We start from the raw sequence: 25213 nt of genomic DNA, 5'->3' as shown, positions 1-25213 counted from the left end.
GACTACCCGCTACGAGGAACTCGGCTCGCTTTCGTAGGTGATCGCATGTGTCGCTGCGGCGGAAAGTCACGACGTGGATGTGAAACGGCTCCTCCGCGCGCTTCCGTGCCGGGCTGGCATGTATACCGGCTTCACCGCTTCGGGCTGCTGCGGAACTGTTCCGGCGAGCGAAGTCTGAGCGATCAGCTTGATCCTCGGAGGCTTTCGCGGGCAGGGACAAGGGCGATGGTGGCAGCTGTGAGAGCCGCTGCTGCGCCAAGCAGGATCTGACTGCTGACAGTGCCTTGAAATGCGGTGGCAGTGAGGCTCCCGAGCGGTGTGGCTCCGTAGGACAGCGCTCGAAAGACGCCCAGGACTTGGGCCCGTTGGCCGGGACTGGTGGCGCGCTGGCGCAAATTCATCGCCTGGACGGCCCACATCGCCCCGAATGCGCTTCCCATAACCATGACGGGTGCGATCAGCCAGGGAGAACGCAGCATGGGGCTGAGAAACAGCAAAGCCCAGCCGACTCGGGTAAGTCGCATGGTGACGATCTCTCCGAATAGCCGTTCGGCCCGGCCAGTCAGGTAGGCCCCCGCACCTGCGCCGGCGCCGACGAGGCCGGTGAGCATGCCGTAGGTCGTCGGGGTGAGGGCGAGGCCGGTGCCGGAGTTGGCGTAGACGGCAAAGACGGTCAGATAGATGCCATTGGCGATGCTGGTGAGGCAACTGATGGCGATAGCGGCTTTGAGAATCCGGTTTCGGCCCACGACACGCAAGCCGCTCCGGAGGTCGACCTTGCCCCGCCCGCCGCGTCGGTGGGGCCACGGCTGCCGTACCGCGGCGATGCACAACGTCGATGCGCCGCAGAGCAAACCGGAGAGCAGAGATGGTGCCGACGGCCAGAGTGCGTAGGTCAGACCCGCGATCGGGGGCCCGAGGAACTGGTAGAAGACTCGCGTCGACACTGACAGCGCACCGTTCGCGTCCGAAAGCCGGTCGCGGTCGATGAGTTCGGGAACAAGTGCTTCTGCCGCACCGTCGACGAAGGTCTGGAGTACCCCTGCGGCGAAGACGGCCACGACGAGAACAACGGCGGAAATGTGTCCAGCAGCGCTGATTCCGCCGACGGCGAGCATCGTCCCCGCACGCGCGAGGTTGGCGATCTGGATCACGCGGTGCCCGTCCAGGCGGTCCACGATGATTCCTGCGGGGATGGCCGCGACAAGCCAGGGAATGGTCGCGAGGGTGAGCAAGAGCCCGACCAGTGCAGGACTTTCCAGGGTGTGGATGGCGAGGAGCGTCGCGCCGATAAGGAAAATGCCGTTGCCGGTGTCGGAGAGCGCGGTCGAGCACCACAAGCCAAGGAAACGTGGGCCGAGCCCGCCTCTGCTCCCGTTCGTTTTGGCCATGGATCGACTCTGACCTGCGGAAATCAACGTTGTCAACGTTGATTGAGTTCACTATGGTCCGGGTATGGACGGCGAGTGGATGACCGCAGCCGAGGCAGCGGATCGGCTAGGCGTCACCGTGCGCACCCTCTACGCCTACGCGAGTCGGGGTGTCCTGACCGCTCGGCCCGTGCGCGGCGGTGGCGGCCGTCGGTCCCAGTACGAACGAGCACAGGTCGAGGCACTCGCCGACCGGACGGCGAAACGACAACGAGCCGGTCAGGTCGAGATCCGCGTCGAGACCACTGTCACCGACCTGAGGCCCGCAGGCACGCTGGCGTTTCGCGGTTACCCGATCGAGGACCTGCTGGACCGGAGTTTCGAGGACGTCGCTGAGTTGCTCTGGACCGAGGATTTGCCCGCTGGCCAGGTTTTCTGGCCAAGCGCGAATCGGCGGGAGATCGCGCGCGTGCTCGCCGCGTTTCCCGAGACTGCAGGAGTGCTTGACCGGATGAGCGCGGTGGTGTCGGTCCTGGGCATGGTGGATCCAGGCCGACAGGATCTCGGCCCGGGTGCTGCCGCCGACGTCGGCAGGCGACTTATCCCGGCGATGGCCTCAGCGATCTCGGCGCACCCGGACCCGCACCCGCTACCAGGATCGGTCGCGGCCATCATCACCGACAGGCTCGCCCGTGATGACACCCTTCCTTCGGCACCGGTCGACCTTGCCCTGTGCCTGCTGGCCGATCACGAACTCGCGGCGTCCACCTTCGCGTCTCGGATCGCCGCCACCACCGGGGCTGATCCCTATTCCGTCGTGAACATCGGAATTGAAACCATGCGAGCGACCGGTCACGGTGGGACCGCCCGCGACGTCCACCGAATGCTGCAACGGGGCGCGGAAGAAGGACTGTCCACTGTGGCCTCAGGCGGTCGACTCACGGTTGTGCCACCGGGATTCGGGCACCCGGTGTACACCGACTTCGATCCCCGGGCTCCGCATCTGCTGGCCGCTCTTGAAAGGGTCCACGCGGGGAGCGATCGCCTGGACCTCGTGCAGTCGGTACTGGAGTCGGCCACCCTGCGCGGCCTGCCCAAACCCAACATCGACTTTGCGCTCGGTGCTCTGACTTGGCTCCACGGCTGGCCGGAAGAAGCTTCGCTGGGGCTGGTGGTCGTGGCCAGGACGGCAGGCTGGCTCGCACACGCGGCCGAAGCCTACGAGCGGCCGTCGCGGATCCGGCCCCGCGCGGTTTACCTCGGACCGCGATCCAGTCGTCGCTGAGCCGGTATTCCGTGCGGTAGTAAAGGGGATTTCGCTGCGCTGGGACAGTGAACACTCGTCCCGCAAAACCATGAATATGCGGATACACCCGAGCGACTCTCCGGAAAATGAGGGTCGAGGTTCAGGTTCCGGCATGCTTCGCGAATGAGCGGGAAGTGTCCTGTGCGGACGAGTCCCGAAGGCTGCGGCGAGGAAACAAGCGATTCAGGGATCGGTAATTCCTCCCTTGCCGTAGCTGTTGACCTGACCAGCATCGCTGCTGATTTTGACGCCAGGGTCGGAGCCACGCCGGGACTGGAGGTGAACTGGCTTCGTTTGTGCGGCGGCTAGGCGGTTTCGTCCGATGCGGCGGCCTCTGTGGACGGTCGGGGCGGCGGTGTCGTCGGCCAGTGAGTGAGGTCGATGTCGAGCGTGAGTTGCTGTGCTGGCTGGCGTCTTCGTCGGTGTGATCGAGTCAGCCTGTCGTGGTGCGTTGGCTCCTCGACAGCAGGTCCGGTCGCGGTTGGGTGCGGCGTACTTGCCGTCGGTGAGTGCGGGTGTCGGGCGAGGCGGTGGAGTTTGTGGAGATGTCGTTGGACGAGTCCGGCGCGACGGGCTTCCTCGAAGAGGGCCCGGGCGGCTTCGTTCCGCGACAGTCGGCTGTGGTGCGGTTGGTCGGGCATAGATGTCCCTGGCGTGGGCTGGCTGAGGGCAAGACCACGAATGCGTTTCGGTCTGAATCCCGCCCCTGCTGGTCAAGGGTTCGCTGCTCGACGTATCGGCTGGTGTCGAGTGATGCCGAACGTCAGCGGTCAGCCGGAATTCCGCGTGGACGGCCGCTCATGGACAGCCAGTTCGATTTCCCGCCGGCAGACAGTTGCACGGTCAGTGATCGCAGCATTTTCGTCCGCGCCGCGGCCGCGTCAGTCATGCCGCGACTTTGCTCCGCCTCGACCTCCAGCACGGCGCAACGCGGTGGCACAGGGATCCGTCAGTTGAGGACCTTGTGGGACCACCGTGTTGCCAGCGATAGGACCATCTTGCAACTCGGCGTCGTTGCCAGAGCACGTTCTCGATGACGGTGCCCGCGCGTCAGCCTTCTCGTGCCGCGAACGCCCTCTTCTGCCGAGGACAAGCGCATTGGGGTTCAATCCATCTATACCGATGATCGCCGAGATTGGCTTCCTTGGTGACGCAAGCCGGGTTCACGATGAGGTCATGTCATCGAGCAGTTCGGCAATCGACGCGCACGCGCACGTGTGGCTGTCTGAGGTGGAGTCCCTCGCGAAGACCCGACCGGAGTATGCGGACTATCTCGCCCTCGAGTTGTTACGAGCCGGCTGCGAGTCTGCGGCGGTCAGCGCGGGCAGCGTCGAGGCGCGCGGTGCGCGGCTGGTCGATCCCGGCGCGCGACTGGCCGCGATGGATGCCTCCGGTGTCGACGTGCAAGTGGTCTCGGTCGCACCGACGCAGTACCACTCCTGGGCCGACGGCGCCCGGGCCCGAGACCTCGCCCAGGCGACGAATGAAAGCGTGGCCAGGCACTGCGCTGCCAGCCCCGCCCGGCTGACCGGGTTCGGGGTGGCGCCGATCCGGCATCCGGCCCTCGCCGTCGAGAGCATCGACCACGCGATGCGGCTGGGCCTGCGCGGAGTGGAGATCTCGTCCCACGCCGTCGATCCGGCGGGCGGCCGGACCGTCGATCTGTCCGATCGCCGGCTGGATGCGTTCTGGAGCCGTGCCGAGGAACTGGGCGCGGTGGTGTTCCTGCACCCGTGGGGTTGCACACTCGATGCCCGGCTCGACCGCTGGTACCTGTCCAATTCGGTCGGACAGCCCGTGGAACACGCTGTCGCACTGTCCCATCTCATCTTTTCCGGAGTGCTGGACCGTTTTGCGCGGCTGCGGGTGCTTGTCGGACACGGCGGCGGTTACCTCCCGGCGCACATCGGGCGTGCCGACTTCGCCTGGCGCAACCGGCCGGACGCCCGCGGCTGCGCCGAACCGCCGAGCGCCTACCTGCGTCGAATGTGGTTCGACTCGCTCGTTTACACCCCGGCCGCGTTGCGCACGCTCGTCACGGCTGTCGGGGCCGAACGGGTGGTCCTCGGCTCGGACTACCCGTTCGACATGGGCGTGGAAGACCCGACGGAGCGCCTGGAACAAGCCGGGCTGGATCCCGCTGTCACCGCGGCGATTCGGGGCCGCAACGCGGCGGCACTGGGTTTGGCGCCCGCCGTGGCCGAGCCAGGTTCGGCTCGTCCGGATCGGAGCGTGTTGTGATGTCTGAAATAGTGCGAACCCGTTGGTCCTCCGAGGAAGACGCGGACCGTTTCACCGTGGACAACCCCGCCACCGGCGCACCACTGGCCGTCATTCAAGGCGGGGGCGAGAAGGAAGTCGATCAAGCCGTCCGCGTCGCCCACGACGCGCATTTCGCATGGAAAGCCCGCACTCCGCGTGAACGCGGACGCTGGCTGCGCAAGATCGCCGACACCGTGCGCGCGAACGCCGACGAGATCGCGGCGCTGGAATCCAGCGACAACGGAAAACCGCTGAGCCAGTCTCGCAATTTCGACGTCGAGGCGTGCAGTGCGATCTTCGACCTGTTCGCGGGGCTGTGCGAGGCGATGCCCGGTCAGGTCAGGGACGCCGGCAGCACGCTCGACATCACCACGCTCGAACCCTTCGGCGTCGTCGCGGCGATCGTCCCGTTCAACTGGCCGCCCCTTCACGCCGCCGGGAAGTTCGCGCCCGCACTGGCTGTCGGCAACGCAGTCGTCGTCAAACCGCCGGAGCAGGCACCGCTGTCGGTGCTGAAAGTGATCGAGCTGGCCCAGTCCGTGCTGCCCGACGACGTGGTGCACGCCGTGCCCGGCACCGGCCGGGTCGGCGCGCTTCTGGCGGGGCATCGGCTCGTCGGGAAGATCTCCTTCACCGGAGCGCCGACGACCGGCGCGGCCGTCCTCAGGACCGCCGCGGACAATCTGACCCCCACACTGATGGAACTGGGCGGCAAGAACCCGTTCCTGATCTTCGAGGACGCCGACCTCGGCTCGGCGATCCCGTGGGCTGTCGAAGGCGGTTTCTTCAACCAGGGCGAGGCGTGCACCGCCGCCTCCCGGGTCCTGGTCCACGCCGACGTTCACGACGAGGTCGCCGCCCGGCTGGCCGCCGCGGTGCGGAGACTCCGCGTCGGCAACGGGGCCGAGGCCGGAACCCACGTCGGCCCGATGGTCACCGAGGCCCACCGCAACCGAGTGCTCGAATACCTCGACATCGGCGTCGCGGAAGGGGCCCGGATCGCCGCGCAGGCCGACCTGCCTGCCGACCCGGCGCTGGCGGGCGGCTACTACGTGCGGCCGACATTGTTCACCGGCGTCACGCGCGACATGCGCATCGCCAACGAGGAGATCTTCGGCCCCGTCGTCGCGCTGATCCCGTTCCGCGACGAGGCCGAGGCGGTCAGCATCGCCAACGGCACCGAGTTCGGCCTGGTGGCCGGGGTGTTCACCGCCGACTCCGGGCGAGCGCTGCGGGTCAGCCGCGCGATCCGGGCCGGGATGGTCTTCGTGAACCACTACCACCGCGCGTTCACGGGCACACCGTTCGGCGGGGTCGGCGCGAGCGGCTACGGCCGGGAGCACGCGCTGGAAACCCTGCACGAATTCGGCTACAGCAAGAGCCTGCGGTTGCCGTCGGGCGTGGCGGAGATTCCGCGCTGGTCGCCGTCGCTGGAGGTGACGCAGTAAGCGACGCTCGCCTGGCGGCTGGTCAGGAGAGCCTGCCTCAGTCGATGTGCGACGCGGCCTCGGCGAGCAGCCCGCGCAGCCACGTGTGGCCGGAGTCCGCGTCGTGCATCGGATGCCACCAGAACGCCTCGACGATCGGCACCGCGTCGAACGGCGCGTCGACGATCCGCACGCCGAGTGCCCCGGCGAGTTCCCGGGCCAGCCGCTGCTGCATGAACGCGATCCCGCCGCCGCGGCGGACCAGGTGCGGCATGGCCAGGAACGAATCGGCGATCGCGCGGACCCGCGGCACGACGCCCAGCAGTTCCATCTGCCGCCACGCGGGTGCTCTTCCGAGCGGGTCGCCGAACGTGGTGACCCACGGAAGCCGCGACAGGTCCGTCATCGTCAATTGCTCGCCGACGTCCGGGTTGTCGGCCGCGACCACGCAGACCCAGCGGTCGCGGAACAGGTCCAGCGAGCGCGGCAGGTCCAGGTAGCCGTGCGGCATGAAGATCCCGTCCACCGCGCGGGCGAACTCCCCGTCGCGGCCGAGCGCTTCGGCGGTGACCGGGCTGAAGCGGACGCTCACGTTCGGCGCGCGTTCTTCGAGCAGCGCGACCAGCCGGGCTCCGGCGACGCTCGTCCCGTAGTCCGAGGACACGATCGTGAACACGCGGTCGGAACCCGCCGGGTCGAACTCCGACTGCGCCGAGAACACCCGCTCGACCGCGGCGACCGCGACGCTCGCCAACGGCTGCAGCTGTTCGGCGAACGGGGTGAGCTGGTAGTGGTTGCCGACGCGGGTGAGCAGTTCGTCGCCGAAGTGGCGGCGCAGCTTGGCCAGCGCGGCCGACAGCGTCGGCTGCGTGCGCGCGAGCCGGGCGGCGGCGCCGGTGACGGTTCGCTCGGTCAGCAGCCCGTGAAGCGCGTACAGATGATTGTTGTCGAGGCCGTGCAGCCGGTTCCCGAGGGGCATAGACCGACTCTATAGCGGCCATGGAGCGTATGCGGTTCCTTGGGGGCGCTGGTGCGCGCACGCTGGCACCATGACCGATGCCTGGATCGACGTGCACGCCCACTACACCCCGCCGACCACCCCCGAACAGCGGGAGGCTGCCTGGCGGTCGATGCGCGCCGCCTGTTTCCTGGCCCCGGAGCCCTACCACTGGACCGTCGAGCAGACGCTTGAGCAGATGGACCGGTCCGGCATCGGCATGCAGATGCTGAGCAACCAGCCCGCCACGACCGAGGCACTGCGCGTGTCCAACGACTACGGGGCCGACCTGGTGCGGTGCCACCCGGACCGCTTCGGCCTGCTCGCCGCCCTGCCCACCGACGACATCGCCGCGACAATGGCCGAACTCGACCGAGCGGCGGAACTGGGCGCCGACGGCTTCGCGGTGACGTGCCGACGCAACGGCGTGTACCTCTCCGACCCGAGCCTGGAACCGATGTGGGCGGAGATCGATCGCCGCGGCGCCACGGTGTTCGCGCATCCCGACGCGTACGCCGACGGCGTGCAGGGCCGCCCGGCACCGTTGCTGGAGGTCGGTTTCGAGACCACGCGGACGATTGTCGACCTGCTGTACGCGGGCGTGTTCCGCACATACCCGAACGTGAAGCTGATCGTCGCCCACTGCGGCGGCGGGGGCGCACTGCCCGCCATGTCGGGCCGGCTCGGCCTGCTCGGCGCCCAAGCCTGGGTCCCCAACCCGAACGGCCTGAGCACCGACGAAATCCGCGTCCAGCTGCAGCGGCTCTATCTCGACACCGCCGCGACCGGGTTCCCGTCCAGCCTGACGGCAGCGCTCACGATGACCACGCCCGACCACCTCGTCTACGGCTCGGACTCCGGCGTGCCTTGCAGCACCGAAGAAACCATCGAAGCCAACCGGAAATCCCTGCTCGAATTCGACGGCCTGACACCCCGGCAACGCCAGGACATCGGCCGCAACGCCACCGCCCTGTTCCCCAGCGCCGCGGCCCGCCTCGACGGCGCCCAATCAGCGGAGGTCACGGCGTAGCCCACCGACCTTCGGCAACGTTCACCCAGCCTCCCCGTTCGCCGAGAACGTCACATTCGAACATGTCTTCTTTAAAGATCAGGCCGACTTCGAGGAGGCTCGCTTCGCCAAGGAAGCCAACTTCGAGTTCGCTGTGTTCAGAGGTGGCGGCAACTTCGCAAAGGCGAGGATGGGAGGGAAGTTCAGCGTCAGATGCTCGGTGTTCGAGGGCGATGCGTCTTTCGCCGAGGCGGGAATCGCCGCGGCCGCTTTCACGGCGACGGTGTTCTCCGGGTGTGCCTCGTTCACGTGGGCGAGGTTCGGAGGGGTCGCCGAGTTCAGCGCGATATTCCGCCAGGTTGCGTGGTTCGACAGAGCGTCGTTCGAAGGCAGGACGTCGTTTCGGCACAGCAAGTTCGCGCAGCTTCCCGGATTGAACTGCCGTCTGGCGGTTGCGCTCAAGGCAGACAGACCGTCTGCCTTGAGCGCTCGCAGCGGCCGGAGCTTCTGCTGGCGCGAATCCTGTCCGCGGAAGGTGCGCAGTCCTGCACACGACACGCCCCGAACGAGAGGAACCAACCATGGGTGCCGGACCTGACCGGCCTAGCCAGCCCCGGCGGGTCTCGACGATATCGGCGCGGCAGGTCGTGCCTTGCGTAAAGGGCGGGCACCATCTCGATGGTGATCACGGAGATTTTGCTCGCCGTCAAGGAACCCGGATCCCGGCCGCACAGCACCGAAGCTGGGCGGAGCAAGATAACCGCGACAAGATGAACCAGCAGGCAAAGGGCGTCTGAGCACCAGATGCCGCACCGCACCGTCCGACTCGCCACAGCTGCCGTCGCCACGATCGGCTTGCTCGCCGCCTCCGCCTGCGGCGGCGAGACCGGCGGGTCCGGAGGAACTGCTCAGCCGCCGGCAGGCTCAAGCGCTCCGGCCGACAGCGGCGGCTCGGGACCCAAGGTTCCGTCCCCACTGCCTGCCAAGGACTTGCTCGCCAACCCGTGCAGCGTGCTCAACGCCTCGGAGGCAGAACAGGTCGGCCTCAAGTATCCCGGCGAGAAAAGCACCGGCGTGCTGAACGGTTGCCGCTGGACTTCCTCCGGAAGCAACCTGAACTTCGTCAACAACACGCCGATCGAGCAGAACAAGCACGGGATCAGCGACATCTACGACCAGAAGGCCAAGCAGGCCTACTTCGAACCCACCACGGTCTACGGCTACCCGGCCGTCTTCGCCGGTACCGAGGACAGCCGCTCGAACGGCATCTGCACCCTCTGGGTCGGCGTCACCGATCAGCTCGCCGTCTCGGTCCTCCCGAACATCAGCATGGGCTCGAACAAAAAGGACCCCTGCAGCATCGCGAAGAAGTTCGCCACCGCGATGGTCGGACATCTCCAGGGGGCGTCGTGATCGTCACTCGACCTCTGCGCGGGCTCAAGCGGGAAGCTCAGCGTGTATTGTCCGTGACCCGGTCTGAGGGGCTCCAGCGGCTACGCCTCCCGCTCGGCGGCAGGCGTCTTCTGGTTGCCCCGGTTCGCTGATTCGACCAGCTACCCGAACATCCCGGTCGTTCTCGATGTTCGAGATGTTCTGCTCGCCGTTGCTGATGTCGATCAGAAGCCGCGCGAGGGCGGCATCGCGCGGGAATGCAGCCGACGACGAGGGGAACGGCCCCGAAGCAGCCGGAGATGCGATAGCGGCCGTACATCGAGAGGCTCCAGCCGTTGGCCGGGTCGAGGTCGACGCCGAACACGTCGCCGCCGGCCACGTCGAGCCTCGGCGTGCTCTCGGTGCGGTCGAGGATGACGGCGAACGCCTCGCGGCGCACGCCAGCGCCCGCCGCGTGCAGCTCGGTGACAAGCCAGTCTGGCCGTATATCACTTCTTGCTCGACTCCTGGGAACGAATAGTGAGGATACCGGGTGTTGCGGTAACCGAGTATCGAAGTGATTCGTGAACGCAGGTCCGGCACCTCGTCGGTGTTGTTGCTGGCTCGACGTATTCCCTGCGGCGTGGTGACGCGGGGTGGCTGCGTGACGGAACCGCTGTCGTAGAACGACCTTGCCCGGGCCGCGGTTGGGTGGGCGGTATCCCGGTCGATCCGCGAAGGTTCGCCGGAGCGGTCGTGCGAGCGGAATGGTCGCAATCTGCCGGAAGCCGGGTCTGTCGGAGCTCTCGGCGGCGTGGTTTGTGTGCGGAGATTGCAATGAAGCAGTCAGTCTGGACCTGGCCACCTGCCGTCGTGATCAGCCGTGACTGGCTGTCCTGCGAGGTCTGGTTCGTCGATGCCTGCCGGGTGGCTCATCGGTCCGTCCCACGGGCCGCCCGTCGTTCAGAGGCGGTCGCGTGGTGCAAGCGGCCCGATTCTCAGCGGATCTCCGGGACCGCTTCCACACTTGGGCTGTCTACGACCCAGCTTCGTTCTGGCTGGCGGCTACGCGGCTTCGCCCGACGTGCAGGACTCTGTGGACGGTCGGCGCGGCGATGTTGGAGGCCGGTAGGCGATATCGGTGTCGAGGGCGAGTTGCTGTGGTTGCGGTGAGTGCCTTCGTCCGCGCGGTCGTGTCGGTTGGCTGGGGTGTGTTGACCCCGTGGCCGAGTGAGCTGTCGCCGTGGTGAGAGGGGCGGCGGACGGTGGCGGTGTGTCCGCGGTCGGTGGGGTTCGGTGCCGGGCCAGGTGGTGGAGTTTGCGGAGGTGCCGTTGGACGAGGCCGGCGCGACGGCCTTTCTCGAAGAGCGCGCGGGCGGCTTGGTTCTGTGCCAGGCGGCTGGGCGAGTCGTGGGTCATGGCGGTTCCAGGGCTAGGGCGAGCAGAAGGGATCACGAGTACGTCTCGAGCCAGTTGAGGCGCGGGCAACAGCGCATGGGCGTCCGGGACCTGGACGGCAGGGCGTGCCGTGGCTGGCCCGGGCTTGGGGAGATGCGAGGTGCTCGGCAGTGCGAAGGCGGGGCCTGGTGAGCCGCGTGTGCGTCGTGCGGCTGCCGACCCCTGTGAGCGCCGGGGGCTGAGGTGCCCCGCTGGGCTCGAACCGGTGACCTGGAGCACTGTCTCTTGCTCGGGCAACGCTGTGCTTGTCACGCGCACAGCGTTGCCCCTGGTGGTGCCCCCGGCAGGACTCGAACCTGCGACCTAGAGAGTCGCAGGAACATGATGGCGTTGTCCGCGTTAGTCGCTGACCTGCGATTTCTCTACCAGAAATGGCGGTGTTGCCCGCGTTGGTACGGGTTGTTTGTGGACGGTTTTTGGACGGGAGTCCCGATCATGAACCCGTATCCGGGTGGTCGAACATCGTCTCCAGCTTCGCCGCGTTGGCAGGGTTCGTCTTCCGAGGGCGCCGGTAGTGCTTCTGCACGACCGCTGGCGTGTTGCCGAGCTGGTCGGCCGCGTCCTCGTTGGTGCCTCCCGCGTCGACGATGTGAGTACCAACCGTGTGCCGAAGCATCCGCGCCGCCACCCAGCCGTAACCGATCGCGTCGCACATCCGGCGAAACCGCTTCTGGAAATTCGCAGGGTCGACCCATTGCCCGTTCCACGTGACGAACAACGGGTTTCGGTCCCCGGCGGCGAGCTTGCGCCGGGTGAACATCGGCGCGGACCAACTCGGATACATCGGCTTGATGGGTGTACCGCCGGTCCGGTGACCGCCCTTCCGCCGCGGCTTGCGCACCAGCCCGACGCCCTCGACACGCACGAGGTGATGGTCGAGAAGGATGGTGCGCTCGGACGGCACGACTCCCGATCCGATCGCCGCCAGGATCTCTCCAGGGCGGGCGCCGGTCGCAAGCATCGCCTCGACGATGTCCGGCATGTCCAGCCACGCCTGGGCTCCGGCGTCGCCGCGTTTGCTCTCCTGCACCCTCTCCGTGCAGAACGCTCGCACCTTCGCCATGAAGTCCGCGCGCTCGTGCGGTTCCAACGCGCGCACGTCTTCCTTGATGATCTGCTCGATCATCTCGACCGCTTTGGCCGGGTTCGTTGTCATCGCGTTGTGCCGCATCGCGTAGCCGCACACGTTGGACAACACAGTCCTGGCTCGCTTCGCCGCGGCGTATCCGTCGCCCTTGGAACGCTTGCTTTTCGCCGCTTCGTCGCGGATGGCTTTCAGGACCTCGTCACACAGGCCCGGGTTTTCGGCCTCCCAGCACGCCAGCTCGCCCATGCGGGCCTTCAGCTGTGCGACGGTGTCGCGGTAGTCGTAGTACGACTTCTCCGCCCGTTCGCCGCGGTCGACCTTCTTCTTGAACTCGGCGAGCCATTTGTCCATCACCAGGCCGAAACGGCTCTCGCTGCTTAGGATCGATCCGACCACACGGTCGGAGATCTTCACGACGCGCTTCTTGAGGGCGTTCCTTGCCGCTCTCTCGGTCGCGCCGCGGGCGCTCGGGCGCGCAGATCGGCCGCTGCGCAACCGGATGCGCACCCGAGCCTCCCAAAGTTCCGGGTCGTCACGGATCAGTCTGTAGGTGATCTCGCTGACGTACCCGAGGTCCGCGCGGGGTCTTCCCATCGGAGGACTCCTTCCGCGCGCAGACGCGCGCCTATGACTCTGATTGGTCGATGAGCTGCAGGTACCGGTCCGTCTCCGGGGCGCGGGCAGAACTCCGCGGTGTGTGCTCGCGCAACAGGTCGCGGACGCTCTGTTTCAGTGCGGCAGCTTCCGCATGGACATCCGCGCGGAGGTCCGCGCGCAACTGCTCGCGGTCAATCTCGGCGCGCCGGCGACCTGCTTCGTGATGGACGACCGCCACGAACGTCACCCAGCTGAGCACCATGACGCCGTTGGTGAAGATGAAGGTCGGCGGGTGCCAGTCGTATGCGTTGCTTGCCCACCCGATCAGCCCATTGGCTGCGGTCGCCACGACGGCACCTATCAGTGACAGCATCACGGCCAGGCGGACGGACCTGTCGTTACGGACTGTGCTCGACTGGTAAAGCTGTTGGGTCACTGGTACCCCTCCTGCGGTCTAGGCGACTACCCCAATCGCAGGTAATACCAACATAAAGCAGCTTAATGTTACGTCCGTTTTGGCAGCGTCACTCGCCTAGACGAGCGATACGCCGAGTGACCAAACCCGGATGGTCTAACCTGCTTGTTTTCGATCGTCTGTTCGATTAGCCTTCGCGCGCCGCATCGCGAGTGCGTCTTGGAGGAATCGATCACCCTCGTCGGACCCCCAGACCTCTTCGACGATCACTGCAGTGTTGGCCAGCTCCATTCGGTTCATGGTCAACACGGACGGCACGTCAGTGGCTGCGATCAACTCGGGGAGCGGGCCGCGGCCGGCAAGGAAGGCCTCGAATGAGCCGGTCGGAAATCCCAGGGCCGTTTCGATCTGGGTCAGAGTGTTGGGTTCAACTTTGGCTCCGCGCTCGGCGAGGCTAACGACGCTGACGGATAGCCCGGTCGCAGCGGCGAGGTCGTCCTGCTTTCGCATCCCCTTTTGGCGGCGCGTGCGCTTGATCAGCGCGCCTAGTTGCGTGCGCGCTTGCGTCTTCTGCGTCTCCATGGGGCGAGCATGACGTTTCGGTGTGCACGGGGCCACTCGTTCGCCTGGTCGCCAGCCGGTCAGAGGTCTTCGGCGGAGACGTTCCGTACGTAAGATCCGCATGTTGCCCAAGTTACCTGTCGTTGCCTGAACTGGCAAGGTTCAACCTGATGTCACCTGACTTGCGGCTTACTGCTTGCCAACTTACGTATTTTACGTATTCTGTGGTTATGCCGATCCTCCGCAACGTCAGAGCCAAGCGACTGGCACTGACCGTCAAGAGGGGTCGAAAGATCACCGCCCGCGAGATCGCGGAGCAGATCGGAATGACCCCCAGCCACTACTACAACGTCGAGCAGGGCAGCCAGCCCGGCTCTGAAGAGATGGCACTGCTGCTGGCCAAGGCGTTCGAGTGCGAAGTCAGCGAGCTTCTCCCCGCGGCGAAGGGAAAGCCGAGCAAGCCGCCGGTACAACCGAAGCCCACCACGACCGGACCGCCGAAGCGCGAACAGTCCGACACGAAGTCGCCTGGCCGCATCCAACCCGAAGCCGGTGCGGCATGAACGCCGAGATCCTGGGCTTGCTCAACGAGCTTCTCGACCGCGTGAAGCGCCTCGAGAAAGCCGCGTCCGCACCGCCTCGCCAGGCATGGAAGCCGAGCGAGGTCTCCAAGCTCACCGGCGTCAGCTACGACACCGTGCTCGACCTGATCCACGCGGGCGAAATCGGATACGTCCCTGCAGGACGAATGCACGTCGTGCCGGACGCCGAGCTGCAGCGCTGGCTTTCCCGCGGCATCACCGCCGCTTGATCGGAAGGGATCACCGTGTCTGAGTTGGACATCTTCGGCGCGGCCGGTGACGGCCTGACTGTCGAGCACTTCGGGATCGCTGAGGACGGCACCCCGTTCGTCCAGGCTCCCGCATTCGCCCGGGCACTCAACTACTCCCGCACGAGCGATGCGCTCAAGATGCTCGACGAAGCCGAGAAGGGTACGGCGATTTGCCGCACCCCCGGCGGCGACCAGCGCATGACCGTCATCTTCGAGGACGGCATCTGGGAACTGATCTTCCGCTCGACGCTCCCGTCGGCGAAGTCACTCAAGGGTCGGGTGAAGGCGATCCTCCGCGAGCTGCGGGAGACCGGCGTGGTCGACACGCGGCAGAAGCCGATGTCGGAGCTGGAGATGGCCGAGCGGTACGTCGCGGCCCTCAAGCGGAACGCGGAACTGGAGCCGGCCGCGCGGTCGTGGGGCGACTTGGCCGAGGCGGTCGGGGATTACTCGCTGCGGGAGGCAGCGCAGATCCTCGACCGGGACCCGGCGATCGCGACCGGCCAGAACCGGCTGGCGAAGTACCTGCGCGGGATCGGCTGGGTCGATGCGGGCGGGATGCCGTTTCAGCGTCAGGTGGAGCTTCGCCGGCTGGCGGTGCGCGCGTCGTCCTATGAGCATCCGCGGACCCGCGAGCAGGTCGTGACCCGGCAGATCCGGATCACGGTGAAGGGCGTGCACGAGTTGCACAAGCGGCTCGGCGGGTCCGGCCCGTTGCTGCTCGCTGCCTGATTTTCCGGCGGGCCGGGTGACCCCAGCGCCTCGGCTCGCCGGATTCCCAAGCCAGCAAATTAGTCGGCCCGGTGCTGTGAACACCGGGCCCAGATCAAGAGGAGTGGTCCCTCATGACCAGGAAGCATTCTGCCAGACCGGGGCGGCATTGCCGGTCGCGTGTGGGTTTGGTGGACGTGTGCCGGATTTACCGGCGTGAGCGTGGTTGGTTGTCGACGGCGGCTGTGTTCGGTGTGGTGCGCGCGGTTTGGCGGTGTGCGCGATGAGCACTCAGGCGGAGGTGGCTGCCCAGTTGATGGCGGTCGGCGGTCAGGTGCCGGTCGCGCAGGCCGTGCAGGTGAAGGAGCTGGCGGAGCAGCTTCACGCCGCGCAGGACGAGGCTGCTGCGGGGGTTGTGGCTGTGTTGGGTGAGCAGTCGCAGCTCAATGAGCGTTTGCGGCAGAACGCGGAGGACGTGCAGGGCGCGATCCGTGCTGCGGTGGAGCAGATCGGCAACGCGGTGGTTCTGCTTGAGGGTTACCGGACGTCGTTGCAGGAGGCGGCTGCTGAGGTGATCAACCGATGAGCGCCGAGGCGACGCAGGTGTTGACGGTTGAGGGTGTGCTGGCTGAGCCGGATGTGCTGGGCGCGATGTTGCGCTGCTGGCGGGACGGCGTCGTGACCGCGCCGTTGCCGGTGGTGCGTGAGCCGGTGTCGGTGGAGTACATGCCGACGCAGCCGACGTTTCGTGTTGTGGCACCGCGGTTTCCGCGTGCGGCGGCGGTGGTGCGTTGGGTGTCGACGGTTGGTGCGGCTGGTGTGGCGATGGGTTGTTTCGCGACGGCGGGCGCGTTGGGTGTCGCGGCTGGTGCGGGGGTGTGGTCGTGAACGACTTCGACACGCTGGGGCGGATCGTTGCTCACGCAGAGGCGTGGCGACTGGACGATCATCGGCTCCTGTCGGTGCGTCTTGCAGGGCAACCGGTTGTGCGGCTGCACGATGACGATGTGTCCGCGTTTGCTTCGTGGGTCGAGCATCTGTCGCAGAAGCGGATGCAGGTAGAGCGCGGTGCCTCGCTTTCCCTGATCACGGTGTCTGGCCTGATCTTGTGCGGGAAACCGATCTCAGTCGTTATGACCGTGCTTTCCAGCCTGGTCCCGGAGTTCGTTGCCCACGATGGTTTGTCCATTGAGGACTTTGTCGCGGTGGCCGCGACTCGACAGCGGGTTCTTGCGCCCGCGAAAGCGGGTGCGTGATGGCGTGGGGAGACCGGTTGATCAACCGCACGGTGGAGCGGGCGAAGGACGACGTCGCCCGGGAGAAGACCGCGACGCGGCAGCAGAAAACCAACGAGGCCAACAAGACCGAACAGCCGAAGGACACGCCGCGATGACCGAGACGACGATCAAAACCCCGGCCGCTGAACTGGCCGAGAAGCTCACCGCGGTCGCCGAGCACCTCCGCAGGAACCCTCACCTGCCATCGGTCAACGTGGATGCTCGCTCGGCGAAGGACCCGTCCGGATTCGTCATGCAGATCGCCGCTTACGGCTACCTGGGCGAGGTGGACGGCGTGCAGGCGTTGCTGGCGTGGGCGAAGTCCTTCGACCACCCGACGATCTCTCTGCGGTGGCATGACGAAGAAGCGCGCACGGTGACGGTCGAGGTCGAGGCGACGCTCGGCGGCTACACCGCGCGGGTTTGGGACACCGAGGGCGGCGATTTGCATCGCTGGCGGACCGGCGGGAAGTACGCGCGGACCGAGATCACGCTCGCTCGGTTGACCGAGTACGTGGCGGCTGGCACGGTCGAAGGGCTCGGTGCGTGATGAGCAAGGCTGCTGTCGAGTACCAGAAGAACGGCGTTGTCATCGTTCCGCCGCTCCCGCTGTTCCCCGAGCCGCACAACAAGCTGGACCACGGGGTGTGCGGGTGCGGGCTGAAGGTCGAGACCCTGGCTGCGTGGGAAGAGCACCGCAAGCACATCGGCCGAGGGATTCTGCAGTCGAAGACGCAGCATCTCTCCGAACCGACCCAGGAGGAGAAGCTCACCCGCGAGCTGCGGGACCGGAATCGTGCGTACGGCAAGGCTTCCGCGACGATCGGCGAGTTGCGTGCGACGGTTGCGCGGTTGGCGTTGGAGCGTGCGCAGGAACGGCAGGCGGTACCCGGGTTCGTTGACGGAGACCTGCTCGCCGACGTGCTCACGGATTCGGCACCGCCGGAGTGGACGAAGGAAGCGGCGCGGGCGCGCGCGGAGAAGACGCTCACCGCGGTCGCAGCGGCGGGGTTCCGGGTGTTGCGCGGGCAGGGCCGGGAACCGTGGCCGCCGACTGCCGAGCCTGGGTTTCGCCGGTTCCACGCGGACCAGCTCGTGCACTCGAATCCTGTGCGGAAGCTGTCGTTCGAGCCTCGTGAGGGGATGCGGCTTCGTCGGCTGCATGACGGTGCCGTGCGGACGGTGACGTCCGTTCGGTCGGATCCGAAGGTGCCGTATGGGCTGGCGGTGTTCGTGGACGAGGGCAGGGTCACGGAGTTGGGTCCGATCGTCCTCGACGCGTGGGAAGTCGCGCCGCGCGTGCCGAAGCCGGGCGGAGGTGCGTGATGTACGAGTCCCGCGCTTACGACCGGCCGACCGAGTTTGGGCCGGAACCTGTCGTCGTGCTCGTGGTGTCGGGCACGCATGACGTGTCGCGTCTCGCGCACCTGTTCAACGGCGGGTCGCCGCTGTGCGAACACATCGAGGTCGGCGGGAAGCTCACGGCACAGATCGCCCGCCACAACGGCGGCCGTGCCGCGTTGAAGCTTCTCGCTCACCACGGTGGCCCTCATCTTCTGGAGCGTCTGGACGGTGGATCGTGAGCGACGCCAGCAAAATCGAATGGACGGACGCGACTTGGAACCCGGCGACCGGGTGCACGAAGGTGTCGCCGGGTTGCGATCACTGCTACGCGGAAACGCTGCACGAACGCTTCCACGGCAAGGGATCGTTCGCGACGGTGACGTTGCATCCGGCGCGGTTGGACGTGCCGTTGCGGTGGCGGAAGCCGCGGCGAGTGTTCGTGAACTCGATGAGCGACCTGTTCCACGACGACGTGCCGGACGAGTACATCGCCAAGGTATTCGGCGTGATGGCGGCGGCCTCGCACCACACGTTCCAGGTTCTGACCAAGCGCCACGGTCGGATGCGGTCGCTGCTCAGCGACGACGGATTCCGCGAGCAGGTGTTCCTCGCGAACAACCTGGACCAGGGCGACGTGCTCGGAGAAGGCTGGCCGCTGCCGAACGTGTGGCTAGGTGTGTCCACTGAGGACCAGCGTTGGGCGGACATCCGGATCCCGGCGCTGCTCGACACCCCGGCGGCGGTTCGGTGGATCTCCGCCGAACCGCTGCTCGGACCGATCGACCTTCACCGAGGCTGGAGCGCTCGCCGCCTCGACTGGGTAGTTGTCGGTGGCGAGTCCGGCCGGGCCGCTCGGCCGATGCATCCCGAGTGGGCGCGGTCCCTCCGGGACCAATGCGTCGAGGTCGGCGTGCCGTTCCTGTTCAAGCAGTGGGGCGAGTGGGGGCCCGCGCCCTGGAGCATTCGGCTCTGCGACCCTGCCGTCGGCTGGCTGGGCACCGACGACGAGTTGGCCGCCGCGAAAGGCGACGCGGAGGCGCGCGGTGCCACGCACGCCTACGCCTCCTGGGCTCACCAGTACGGCCACGAACCGTACAAGCCGATCGCGAAACCGTGGTCCCTCGAACGAGATGACCATCTCGACGCCCACCAAGCACCGATTCGGCGCTGGGGCAAGAAACGCGCCGGGCGTGAACTTGACGGGCGCACCTGGGACCAGTACCCGACGGGGGTCGCGTGATGCAGTGGCAGATCGAGCCCATGCCCCGCTGGCCCTACCCGGAAACGAAGTCGCGCCGGTGGAACCCGTTCCGTGCGAAGTTCGACGCCACCCTCGAACTGCTCGCCGACGAACTCGACCACCTCAAGGTCGAAGGCGCGGTCGCGGTGCGGGTCGTCGCTGCCGAGGCCGACGTTCGACGTGACGGGATGCTTCGCGCCCGCGCAGAAGTCCGGCACCCCGGCGTCGCGATCTCCTTCACCTCCGCGAAGCTCGGCGCACTCACCTACCCGTGCGACGCGTTCAAAGGCCGCTACTACGGAGACCCCGACTGGCAGGTCAACCTCCGCGCCATCGCGCTCGGGTTGCAGCACCTCCGCGCCCTCGACCGGTACGGCGTCGCCGCCCGCGGCGAGCAGTACGCCGGCTGGCGCGCCATCGAATCCACCGCGCCTGTCGGGTTCGGTTCGGTGGACGACGCGGTGCGGTGGCTGGCCGAGTTCACCGAACGCAGCAGGCACACCGCATTGCCGGTTCTTCTTCGCCTCGCCACCCGGCTCGCGCACCCGGACGTCGGCGGCGACCCGACCGCTTGGGCGCGGGTCGACGCGGCACGCCAGCTGTTGAAGCGGGCGGGGGTGATCGCGTGACCGTGCTGCAGCAAGCGATCGGCGGTGTCGGCCTGGTCCTCGTCGTGCTCGCGATCGTCCTCGCGGTCGACAAGCGCTACCCGCTCCGGCACCTCGACGACAAGCCCGAACCGCCGCACACCGGCGGCCCGTGGCTCGCCGACGGCGACCTCAACCAGATCACCGATGAGCGGATCGCCGCCGAATCCAGGCTCTACCGAAAGGCCCCACGATGACCGCCCCCACCATCCACGCCGTCACGGTGTCGGCCGCTGACTGGCCGTCGTTCGCGGCGCACGTCGCTCGCGGCGGGTTCGCCATCGACACCGTGCCGACCGGGCCGACCCAGACGCCACACCACCGGCTCACCAAACCCGAGCCGCTCAACGGCGGCCTATCCGAACGTGAACTGCAGGTGTTGCAAGGCATGGCGGGCGGGCAGTCGAACGCGAAGATCGCGTCCGAGTTGTTCCTGTCGCCGGACACCATCAAGTCTCACGCGCGCCGCCTGTTCAAAAAGCTCGGCGTCGGCGACCGGGCCGAAGCTGTCGCGGTCGGCTACCAGCAAGGAATCCTCGGCGGTGCCCAGTGACCCTCACTGAATTTCCGGACGTGATCCAAGGCTCCGACGAGTGGCACGACCAACGTCGAGGGATCATCACCGCGTCCGTCGTGGGGCAGCTCATCACGCCGAAGACACGGAAGCCCGCCGCCAACGATCAGAGCCGCGGCCTCACGGCGCAGCTCGTAGCCGAACGCATCACCGGCCACACGGACCCGACCTACGTCGGGGACGACATGCTCCGCGGCATCGAGGAAGAGCTGACCGCGCGCGACCTGTACGCCAAGGTCTACGACCGCCAGGTCCGGCAGGTCGGTTTCCTTCTCCGCAAGGAGGAAACCTGGCAGCTCGGGTACTCGCCCGATGGTCTTGTCGGCGAGGACGGCCTGATCGAGGTGAAGTCACGCCGCTCCAAGCTTCACCTGCGAACGATCCTCGCCAGCGAGGTGCCCGTCGAGTTCATGGCGCAGTGCCAGGCCGGGCTGCTCGTCAGCGGCCGTGAGTGGCTGGACTTCATCAGCTACTCGGGCGGGATGCCGATGTGGCACAAGCGAGTGTTCCCGGATCCGGAGTGGCAGGAAGCGATCGTCGCCGTCGCTGAACGGTTCGAGGTCTCCGCTGCGGAGATGACTGCTGACTACTTGGCGAAAACCGTTGGCTTGCCCGTCACCGAGCGGACGACCGAGATGGAGATGACGATCTAGATGGACCTCACCGACAGCATCGCGCCCACGAGCGATCAGCTCGACGCGGTCGACCTTCTCGGCGGACCGCGGACCTTCACCATTGAGAAGGTTTCCAAGGGCAACGCCGAGCAGCCCGTCAACATCAAGCTCACCGAGTTCCCGCGATTGTGGCGCCCGGGGAAGAGCATGCGTCGCGTGCTCGTCGCGTGCTGGGGACCGGATGCGTCCACCTACGTCGGTCGCCGGGTGACCCTGTACTGCGATCCCGAAGTCCGGTTCGGCGGGCAGGCTGTCGGCGGGACCCGCATCAGCCACCTCAGCGGCCTCGACAAGCCGCGGCAGGTGCCGCTGCTGGTGACGCGCGGCAAGTCGGCGATCTTCGTTGTGCAGCCGTTGGTCGAGTCGACTGAGGATCGCGTGGCGGAGTTCAAGCGCGAGTGGAAGACCGCCACTCCCGAGCGGCGCAAGGTCATCGAGCGAGAGGTCGGTGCGTTGACGAACCCGGGCTCCGCCGGGGGTGTCGATCCGGCGGACCCGACGTTGCCGGACGACCCGGACCTCACTGCGGGCGGTGACGCGTGATGTCGGCCGAGGAGATCGCGTTGCGTGTGGCTGAGGAGCAGTCGCACTACGAGAAGTCGCAGGACTGGTTGGAGCGCGCCGAGTCCGCGTACGAGCAGTTCGATGCCGACCAGGATCCGCGCGACGTTTCGTTGCTGCGCAAGGCCGAGGTCGCGATCGGCCTGTCGCGTGCGCACGCCGCGCTGGCGGGCTTGTGGCCTCCGGCCAAAGTGATACTCGGCGCCCAGAGCCCAGTGCCGTCCGCTGCGGAAGACCACACCGGAGTTCGGCACTGACGTGGCCGGGTGGGGCGGGCTCACCCCCCTGCCTCCAGAAGCCCCGCCCGGCCACCACCCAACGAAGATCCGCTGCCGGTTCGGTGTCCGCAAAAGATGACAGACACCGTGCACGACAAATGAAAGGAGGCGAGATGACGCGCCGACCCCCCGACTCGCCGCTGACCGGCGACCGCTACCTCGAGACCCTCGTCCCCTCCGCCGAGAAGCTCGTTGCCGCCGTGCGCCGCGACGACACGATGTTCGTCGAGGCGATGCTCGCCGACGCCGAAATGGTGTACGAAGACGCGTTGACGGGTGCGCACGCCTTAGTCGTACTGCTCGCCGCGATGGTCCCGGACGACCGGACCGCCGCCGAACTTCTGCGGTGGCGCGCGAACCCCGACGAGTACCGACGTCATCGGGCTGCCGGTGTGCCCGCGAAGGAAGCTGCGGAACTCGCTGCGCAGATCGCTCCGATCCGTAGACCGCATCGGAGGACAGCCTGAATGGCTCGCTCGCACGCCCGTCTGTTGTTCACGATCTGGCAGGGACTGTCGGATGTGGACAGTGACGCCGCGAAACTCGTCTACTTCGCGGTGATGACGGAACCGCACACCACCCAGTGCGGCAGCGGCCCGGTGAGGTTTGGCCGGTGGCTGAAGAACCTCGGGTGGCCGGACGAGCAGGCGTTGCGGGACGCGCTCGACGAGCTGGACAAGAAACGCAAGGTGTTGATCGACTGGGAGACCGACGAGTTCCTGCTCCGGTCGTTCATTCGCTCCGATGAGGTGTGGCGGCAACCGCAGGTGCTGCGCGGCGGGTTGAAGGCCGCGCGGCAGATCGAGTCGCCGCGGCTGCGGCACGAACTGGCGACCGAGTTGCGGCGGATCCACGACGAGCACGTCGGCGATGTCGACGGGCTGACGTGGGAAGTTCTCGCGAACGAGGTCCCGGCCACGGCGGACGCGCTCGACGGCGGCCGCGTCGATCTGGACGAGGACATCGCTGGCCGTGTGGCGGTTGAGGAACCGCGTCCGGTGGCTGGCCGGCCGCCATCCCGCTGCCCGAAGCACCTGGAGAAGCCGACGACACGGGCGTGCCGGGCGTGCGGTTCGGCGCGGGACAAGGCCCGGGAGTGGGAGGTCGAGCAGTCCCGGGCGCAGGACGCGGCGCGCACCGCGGAGGCGCATGCGAAGGCGGCGGCGCGGCGTGCAGCGGTCGACGGGTGCGACCGCTGCGACGCGGACGGCTACGCGGGGACGGCTTTGTGTGATCACCAGCCTCGGACGCTGAGACCTAGGAGGGCGTCGTGACTCTGGACCGGACTGGAGATGAGGTCGTCGAGGACGAGCACGAGTGCGACGGCGGTTTCGAGGACCGCAACGCGGATCCGCCGCTGCGTCCGTGCCTGATCTGCCGCCCGAAGCTCGCGCCGCACCTGCTCCGGCAGAAGACGTTCGGACCGTACGAGGACAGCGCTCGCGAGGAAAGCGAGCGCCACCAACGAAACGAGGAAGCATGAGCACCACTAAGGACTTGATCGCGAAACGGGACTACGTCCATGAAGTGGAGCAGAAGCTTGGCGTGAGCCGCGAGTTCTCCGAAAGGATCGCTGACTTTGTCGTCGCGGAGATCGAGCGAATCGGCGCGGAGAACGCGTCTCTCGTGTTCGAGGTGAACGGTGACGGTACAGGTCCGTACTGCTCGTGGTGCTGGACGCTGGGCGGCCTGTGCACTCACCTCGCGGACCAGAAGGGCAAGAGACAGTGACCGCCGGGCTGCGCCGCTCACTGCAGCACGCTGTCGCCGTCGTCCGCGGTGACGCGTGGCGCACCTGCGCCACGTGCGGGCAGGGCTTCAGCGGCCGCGAGGAACCCGCCACCACGCACCTCGAAACCATCCCCGGCGGCGAAGACGACCCGCGTCTGCTCTGCCCCGCGTGCATCGACGCTGGTGTCGGCTGCCAGGCGCACGCCGCCGCCGGGCAAGGCTGGATGCACAAGGGCTGCGAGGTCGCACCGCCGGTCGAGCAGTGGCCGACTGACGACACCGACGCCGCGCCCGGCCGGTCCGGGCCGTACTACTTCGACCCGCCCACCATCCCCAACGTCCTCGCGATCGCTGACCCGCGACCCGCCGTCGCTGAGGTCTCCGTCCCGAACTTCCGCGTGCTCGGCGACCAGCGGGACGACCCTGAAGCGTTCATCCCGGACTCGTCCGGCCGTGGCGCGGAGATCATCCGGAAGATGTTCAACCCGACGCCGGAAGAACTCGCCGAGCGCCGCACCCGCGCCGAGGAACGCGAGGCACGGGAAGAGATCGAACGGCAACTCGTCCTCGCCAGGCACGCCGACCTCCTCGCGACCATCCCGGACATCCCGCAGAACAGCGTCGTTCGCGCGTTGATCCGCGACCACGCACCCAAGCTCAACGGCGAGAAGCGCCTCGAATGCCGTGGCTGCGCGCAGGTCGACGGCTGCGACGAAGACGGCTGCGACGCCCTCTACTGGCCGACCGCGCCCTGCCCGACCTGGACCACCATCGAAAGCCTGCACAGGAGCACCACGTGAGCGAGCCCGAGGAAACCGAATACGGGCTGGTGATGCCGTTCGTCACCGTCACCAGCAAAGGCGGCCCGCACGACGACCAGTCGTACGTCGCCGGCTGGGCGATGGGCGCGCTCGACACCCGCCTCGAAGCCACCTACCCGGACGCGTGGAACGACATGATCCGCGCCGACTGCGCCCCGCAGGCCGACCGGATCGCGATGAAACACGGCTACGTCGCCGAGTTCGGGCCCGATCAGGACGGCTGGGTTCACATGCAGCTGAAGCGCAGCCTCGACGAGGTGATCTCATGACCGACCAGTTCTACGAGCGGGCCGAGAAGCAGTGGCGCAGCACCAACCAGCGCCGCGACGCCGTCACCGGCCGCATCATCCCGCTCACCGCAGCCGACCGCGTCGAGATCGAACAACTCGCCGCCCGACTCCGCGCGGCCGAACCCGCACCCACCGTCGAACGCTGTGGCCTCACCGAGCTTCCGAAGGATCAATGCTCGCACTGCCGTCCCGGCGGCAACCGGCGGCCCGCCACCATCGACGGACGCCCGACCATCTTCACCGCGTCCTACCCCGGCCGGTGCGCACGGTGCGACGAGAAGTACCACCCCGGCGACACCGTCGAACGCGTCGGCGACAAGCAATACGCCGGACCATGCTGCATCGAGACCGTGCCATGACCGTCCGGACGAGG

General features: G+C 67.3%; 35 protein-coding genes. 29 read left to right on the top strand and 6 right to left on the bottom strand.

Annotation, left to right across the window (positions count from 1 at the left end; all coding sequences use genetic code 11):
• Positions 1-182 precede the first annotated feature (182 nt).
• On the bottom strand, positions 183-1391 hold the full coding sequence (locus tag D0D37_RS15955; RefSeq protein ID WP_116201331.1) for an MFS transporter: 1209 nt from the start codon (positions 1389-1391) through the stop codon (positions 183-185).
• A 64-nt stretch (positions 1392-1455) separates the two neighbouring features.
• Here D0D37_RS15955 and D0D37_RS15950 point away from each other — a divergent pair, with 64 nt between their 5' ends.
• The 3 genes from D0D37_RS15950 to D0D37_RS15940 all read left to right on the top strand — a co-directional run bounded on the left by D0D37_RS15950 (position 1456) and on the right by D0D37_RS15940 (position 6386).
• Positions 1456-2655 carry a citrate/2-methylcitrate synthase gene (locus D0D37_RS15950; protein WP_116201330.1) on the top strand — a complete coding sequence of 400 codons (1200 nt, stop codon included), beginning with the start codon at positions 1456-1458 and terminating at the stop codon, positions 2653-2655.
• A 1197-nt stretch (positions 2656-3852) separates the two neighbouring features.
• Positions 3853-4917, top strand: a complete 1065-nt coding sequence (locus D0D37_RS15945; protein ID WP_116201329.1) for an amidohydrolase family protein — start codon at positions 3853-3855, stop codon at positions 4915-4917.
• The gene (locus D0D37_RS15940) at positions 4917-6386 is read left to right on the top strand and encodes an aldehyde dehydrogenase family protein (RefSeq protein WP_116201328.1); all 1470 of its coding nucleotides are present in this window, start codon (positions 4917-4919) and stop codon (positions 6384-6386) included. Before D0D37_RS15945 ends, D0D37_RS15940 begins: the two co-directional genes overlap by 1 nt.
• 37 nt (positions 6387-6423) lie before the next feature.
• Here the strand turns inward: D0D37_RS15940 and D0D37_RS15935 are convergent, their stop codons facing one another.
• Positions 6424-7344: a LysR family transcriptional regulator gene (locus D0D37_RS15935; protein ID WP_116201327.1), complete on the bottom strand. Its 921-nt coding sequence runs from the start codon at positions 7342-7344 to the stop codon at positions 6424-6426.
• A 70-nt stretch (positions 7345-7414) separates the two neighbouring features.
• Here D0D37_RS15935 and D0D37_RS15930 point away from each other — a divergent pair, with 70 nt between their 5' ends.
• The gene (locus D0D37_RS15930; protein ID WP_116201326.1) at positions 7415-8392 is read left to right on the top strand and encodes an amidohydrolase family protein; all 978 of its coding nucleotides are present in this window, start codon (positions 7415-7417) and stop codon (positions 8390-8392) included.
• Positions 8393-8470: 78 nt separating this feature from the next.
• On the opposite strand, the gene D0D37_RS46630 is transcribed toward D0D37_RS15930, so the two are convergent.
• Positions 8471-8680: a hypothetical protein gene (locus D0D37_RS46630; RefSeq protein ID WP_162834266.1), complete on the bottom strand. Its 210-nt coding sequence runs from the start codon at positions 8678-8680 to the stop codon at positions 8471-8473.
• Positions 8681-9175: 495 nt separating this feature from the next.
• Here D0D37_RS46630 and D0D37_RS15920 point away from each other — a divergent pair, with 495 nt between their 5' ends.
• Positions 9176-9784: a DUF3558 domain-containing protein gene (locus D0D37_RS15920; protein WP_116201324.1), complete on the top strand. Its 609-nt coding sequence runs from the start codon at positions 9176-9178 to the stop codon at positions 9782-9784.
• 1849 nt (positions 9785-11633) lie between these two features.
• On the opposite strand, the gene D0D37_RS15910 is transcribed toward D0D37_RS15920, so the two are convergent.
• From D0D37_RS15910 to D0D37_RS15900, 3 genes are all read right to left on the bottom strand, one after another.
• Positions 11634-12881 carry a site-specific integrase gene (locus tag D0D37_RS15910; protein WP_116201322.1) on the bottom strand — a complete coding sequence of 416 codons (1248 nt, stop codon included), beginning with the start codon at positions 12879-12881 and terminating at the stop codon, positions 11634-11636.
• A 31-nt stretch (positions 12882-12912) separates the two neighbouring features.
• Positions 12913-13320, bottom strand: coding sequence for a hypothetical protein (locus D0D37_RS15905; RefSeq protein ID WP_116201321.1), 408 nt, complete (start codon positions 13318-13320; stop codon positions 12913-12915).
• Positions 13321-13455: 135 nt separating this feature from the next.
• Positions 13456-13881, bottom strand: a complete 426-nt coding sequence (locus D0D37_RS15900) for a helix-turn-helix domain-containing protein (protein WP_162834264.1) — start codon at positions 13879-13881, stop codon at positions 13456-13458.
• 209 nt (positions 13882-14090) lie between these two features.
• Here D0D37_RS15900 and D0D37_RS15895 point away from each other — a divergent pair, with 209 nt between their 5' ends.
• The 24 genes from D0D37_RS15895 to D0D37_RS15785 all read left to right on the top strand — a co-directional run bounded on the left by D0D37_RS15895 (position 14091) and on the right by D0D37_RS15785 (position 25199).
• A complete protein-coding gene (locus D0D37_RS15895; RefSeq protein WP_162834263.1) occupies positions 14091-14423 on the top strand; it encodes a helix-turn-helix domain-containing protein in 333 nt (110 codons plus the stop codon).
• Positions 14420-14671, top strand: coding sequence for an excisionase family DNA-binding protein (locus D0D37_RS15890; protein ID WP_116201318.1), 252 nt, complete (start codon positions 14420-14422; stop codon positions 14669-14671). The genes D0D37_RS15895 and D0D37_RS15890 overlap by 4 nt, the downstream gene beginning before the upstream one ends.
• Before the next feature lie 15 nt (positions 14672-14686).
• Complete coding sequence (locus D0D37_RS15885; protein ID WP_116201317.1) at positions 14687-15424, top strand: phage antirepressor; 738 nt, start codon at positions 14687-14689, stop codon at positions 15422-15424.
• 262 nt (positions 15425-15686) lie between these two features.
• A complete protein-coding gene (locus D0D37_RS15880; RefSeq protein ID WP_116201316.1) occupies positions 15687-15989 on the top strand; it encodes a hypothetical protein in 303 nt (100 codons plus the stop codon).
• Complete coding sequence (locus D0D37_RS15875) at positions 15986-16291, top strand: hypothetical protein (RefSeq protein WP_116201315.1); 306 nt, start codon at positions 15986-15988, stop codon at positions 16289-16291. Before D0D37_RS15880 ends, D0D37_RS15875 begins: the two co-directional genes overlap by 4 nt.
• Complete coding sequence (locus tag D0D37_RS15870) at positions 16288-16659, top strand: hypothetical protein (RefSeq protein ID WP_162834262.1); 372 nt, start codon at positions 16288-16290, stop codon at positions 16657-16659. Before D0D37_RS15875 ends, D0D37_RS15870 begins: the two co-directional genes overlap by 4 nt.
• Positions 16659-16796 (top strand): hypothetical protein, encoded by a 138-nt coding sequence (locus D0D37_RS46625; protein WP_162834261.1) that lies wholly within the window; start codon positions 16659-16661, stop codon positions 16794-16796. Before D0D37_RS15870 ends, D0D37_RS46625 begins: the two co-directional genes overlap by 1 nt.
• Complete coding sequence (locus D0D37_RS15865; protein ID WP_116201313.1) at positions 16793-17230, top strand: hypothetical protein; 438 nt, start codon at positions 16793-16795, stop codon at positions 17228-17230. Before D0D37_RS46625 ends, D0D37_RS15865 begins: the two co-directional genes overlap by 4 nt.
• A complete protein-coding gene (locus D0D37_RS15860) occupies positions 17230-18006 on the top strand; it encodes a hypothetical protein (protein ID WP_116201312.1) in 777 nt (258 codons plus the stop codon). The genes D0D37_RS15865 and D0D37_RS15860 overlap by 1 nt, the downstream gene beginning before the upstream one ends.
• The gene (locus tag D0D37_RS15855) at positions 18006-18263 is read left to right on the top strand and encodes a hypothetical protein (protein ID WP_116201311.1); all 258 of its coding nucleotides are present in this window, start codon (positions 18006-18008) and stop codon (positions 18261-18263) included. Before D0D37_RS15860 ends, D0D37_RS15855 begins: the two co-directional genes overlap by 1 nt.
• On the top strand, positions 18260-19264 hold the full coding sequence (locus D0D37_RS15850) for a DUF5131 family protein (protein WP_116201310.1): 1005 nt from the start codon (positions 18260-18262) through the stop codon (positions 19262-19264). Before D0D37_RS15855 ends, D0D37_RS15850 begins: the two co-directional genes overlap by 4 nt.
• A complete protein-coding gene (locus D0D37_RS15845; protein ID WP_116201309.1) occupies positions 19264-19893 on the top strand; it encodes a hypothetical protein in 630 nt (209 codons plus the stop codon). Before D0D37_RS15850 ends, D0D37_RS15845 begins: the two co-directional genes overlap by 1 nt.
• A complete protein-coding gene (locus D0D37_RS15840) occupies positions 19890-20108 on the top strand; it encodes a hypothetical protein (protein WP_116201308.1) in 219 nt (72 codons plus the stop codon). The genes D0D37_RS15845 and D0D37_RS15840 overlap by 4 nt, the downstream gene beginning before the upstream one ends.
• On the top strand, positions 20105-20464 hold the full coding sequence (locus tag D0D37_RS48825; RefSeq protein ID WP_116201307.1) for a response regulator transcription factor: 360 nt from the start codon (positions 20105-20107) through the stop codon (positions 20462-20464). Before D0D37_RS15840 ends, D0D37_RS48825 begins: the two co-directional genes overlap by 4 nt.
• Positions 20461-21138, top strand: coding sequence for a lambda exonuclease family protein (locus D0D37_RS15830; RefSeq protein WP_116201306.1), 678 nt, complete (start codon positions 20461-20463; stop codon positions 21136-21138). Before D0D37_RS48825 ends, D0D37_RS15830 begins: the two co-directional genes overlap by 4 nt.
• On the top strand, positions 21139-21702 hold the full coding sequence (locus D0D37_RS15825; protein ID WP_208719972.1) for a hypothetical protein: 564 nt from the start codon (positions 21139-21141) through the stop codon (positions 21700-21702).
• On the top strand, positions 21702-21977 hold the full coding sequence (locus D0D37_RS15820; RefSeq protein ID WP_116201305.1) for a hypothetical protein: 276 nt from the start codon (positions 21702-21704) through the stop codon (positions 21975-21977). The genes D0D37_RS15825 and D0D37_RS15820 overlap by 1 nt, the downstream gene beginning before the upstream one ends.
• Before the next feature lie 134 nt (positions 21978-22111).
• Positions 22112-22465 carry a hypothetical protein gene (locus tag D0D37_RS15815; RefSeq protein WP_116201304.1) on the top strand — a complete coding sequence of 118 codons (354 nt, stop codon included), beginning with the start codon at positions 22112-22114 and terminating at the stop codon, positions 22463-22465.
• The gene (locus D0D37_RS15810) at positions 22466-23272 is read left to right on the top strand and encodes a hypothetical protein (RefSeq protein ID WP_116201303.1); all 807 of its coding nucleotides are present in this window, start codon (positions 22466-22468) and stop codon (positions 23270-23272) included.
• Positions 23269-23481 carry a hypothetical protein gene (locus D0D37_RS15805; RefSeq protein ID WP_116201302.1) on the top strand — a complete coding sequence of 71 codons (213 nt, stop codon included), beginning with the start codon at positions 23269-23271 and terminating at the stop codon, positions 23479-23481. The genes D0D37_RS15810 and D0D37_RS15805 overlap by 4 nt, the downstream gene beginning before the upstream one ends.
• A complete protein-coding gene (locus D0D37_RS15800) occupies positions 23478-23729 on the top strand; it encodes a hypothetical protein (RefSeq protein ID WP_116201301.1) in 252 nt (83 codons plus the stop codon). The genes D0D37_RS15805 and D0D37_RS15800 overlap by 4 nt, the downstream gene beginning before the upstream one ends.
• A complete protein-coding gene (locus D0D37_RS15795) occupies positions 23726-24529 on the top strand; it encodes a hypothetical protein (protein ID WP_116201300.1) in 804 nt (267 codons plus the stop codon). The genes D0D37_RS15800 and D0D37_RS15795 overlap by 4 nt, the downstream gene beginning before the upstream one ends.
• Positions 24526-24819, top strand: a complete 294-nt coding sequence (locus D0D37_RS15790) for a hypothetical protein (RefSeq protein WP_116201299.1) — start codon at positions 24526-24528, stop codon at positions 24817-24819. Before D0D37_RS15795 ends, D0D37_RS15790 begins: the two co-directional genes overlap by 4 nt.
• On the top strand, positions 24816-25199 hold the full coding sequence (locus D0D37_RS15785) for a hypothetical protein (protein ID WP_116201298.1): 384 nt from the start codon (positions 24816-24818) through the stop codon (positions 25197-25199). Before D0D37_RS15790 ends, D0D37_RS15785 begins: the two co-directional genes overlap by 4 nt.
• The last annotated feature ends 14 nt before the right edge of the window (positions 25200-25213 follow it).

The organism is Amycolatopsis circi, assembly GCF_003385235.1.
GTDB lineage: Bacteria > Actinomycetota > Actinomycetes > Mycobacteriales > Pseudonocardiaceae > Amycolatopsis > Amycolatopsis circi.
The sequence above is the reverse complement of the archived record's forward strand: the minus strand, read 5'-3'. Positions and strand labels throughout refer to the sequence as shown.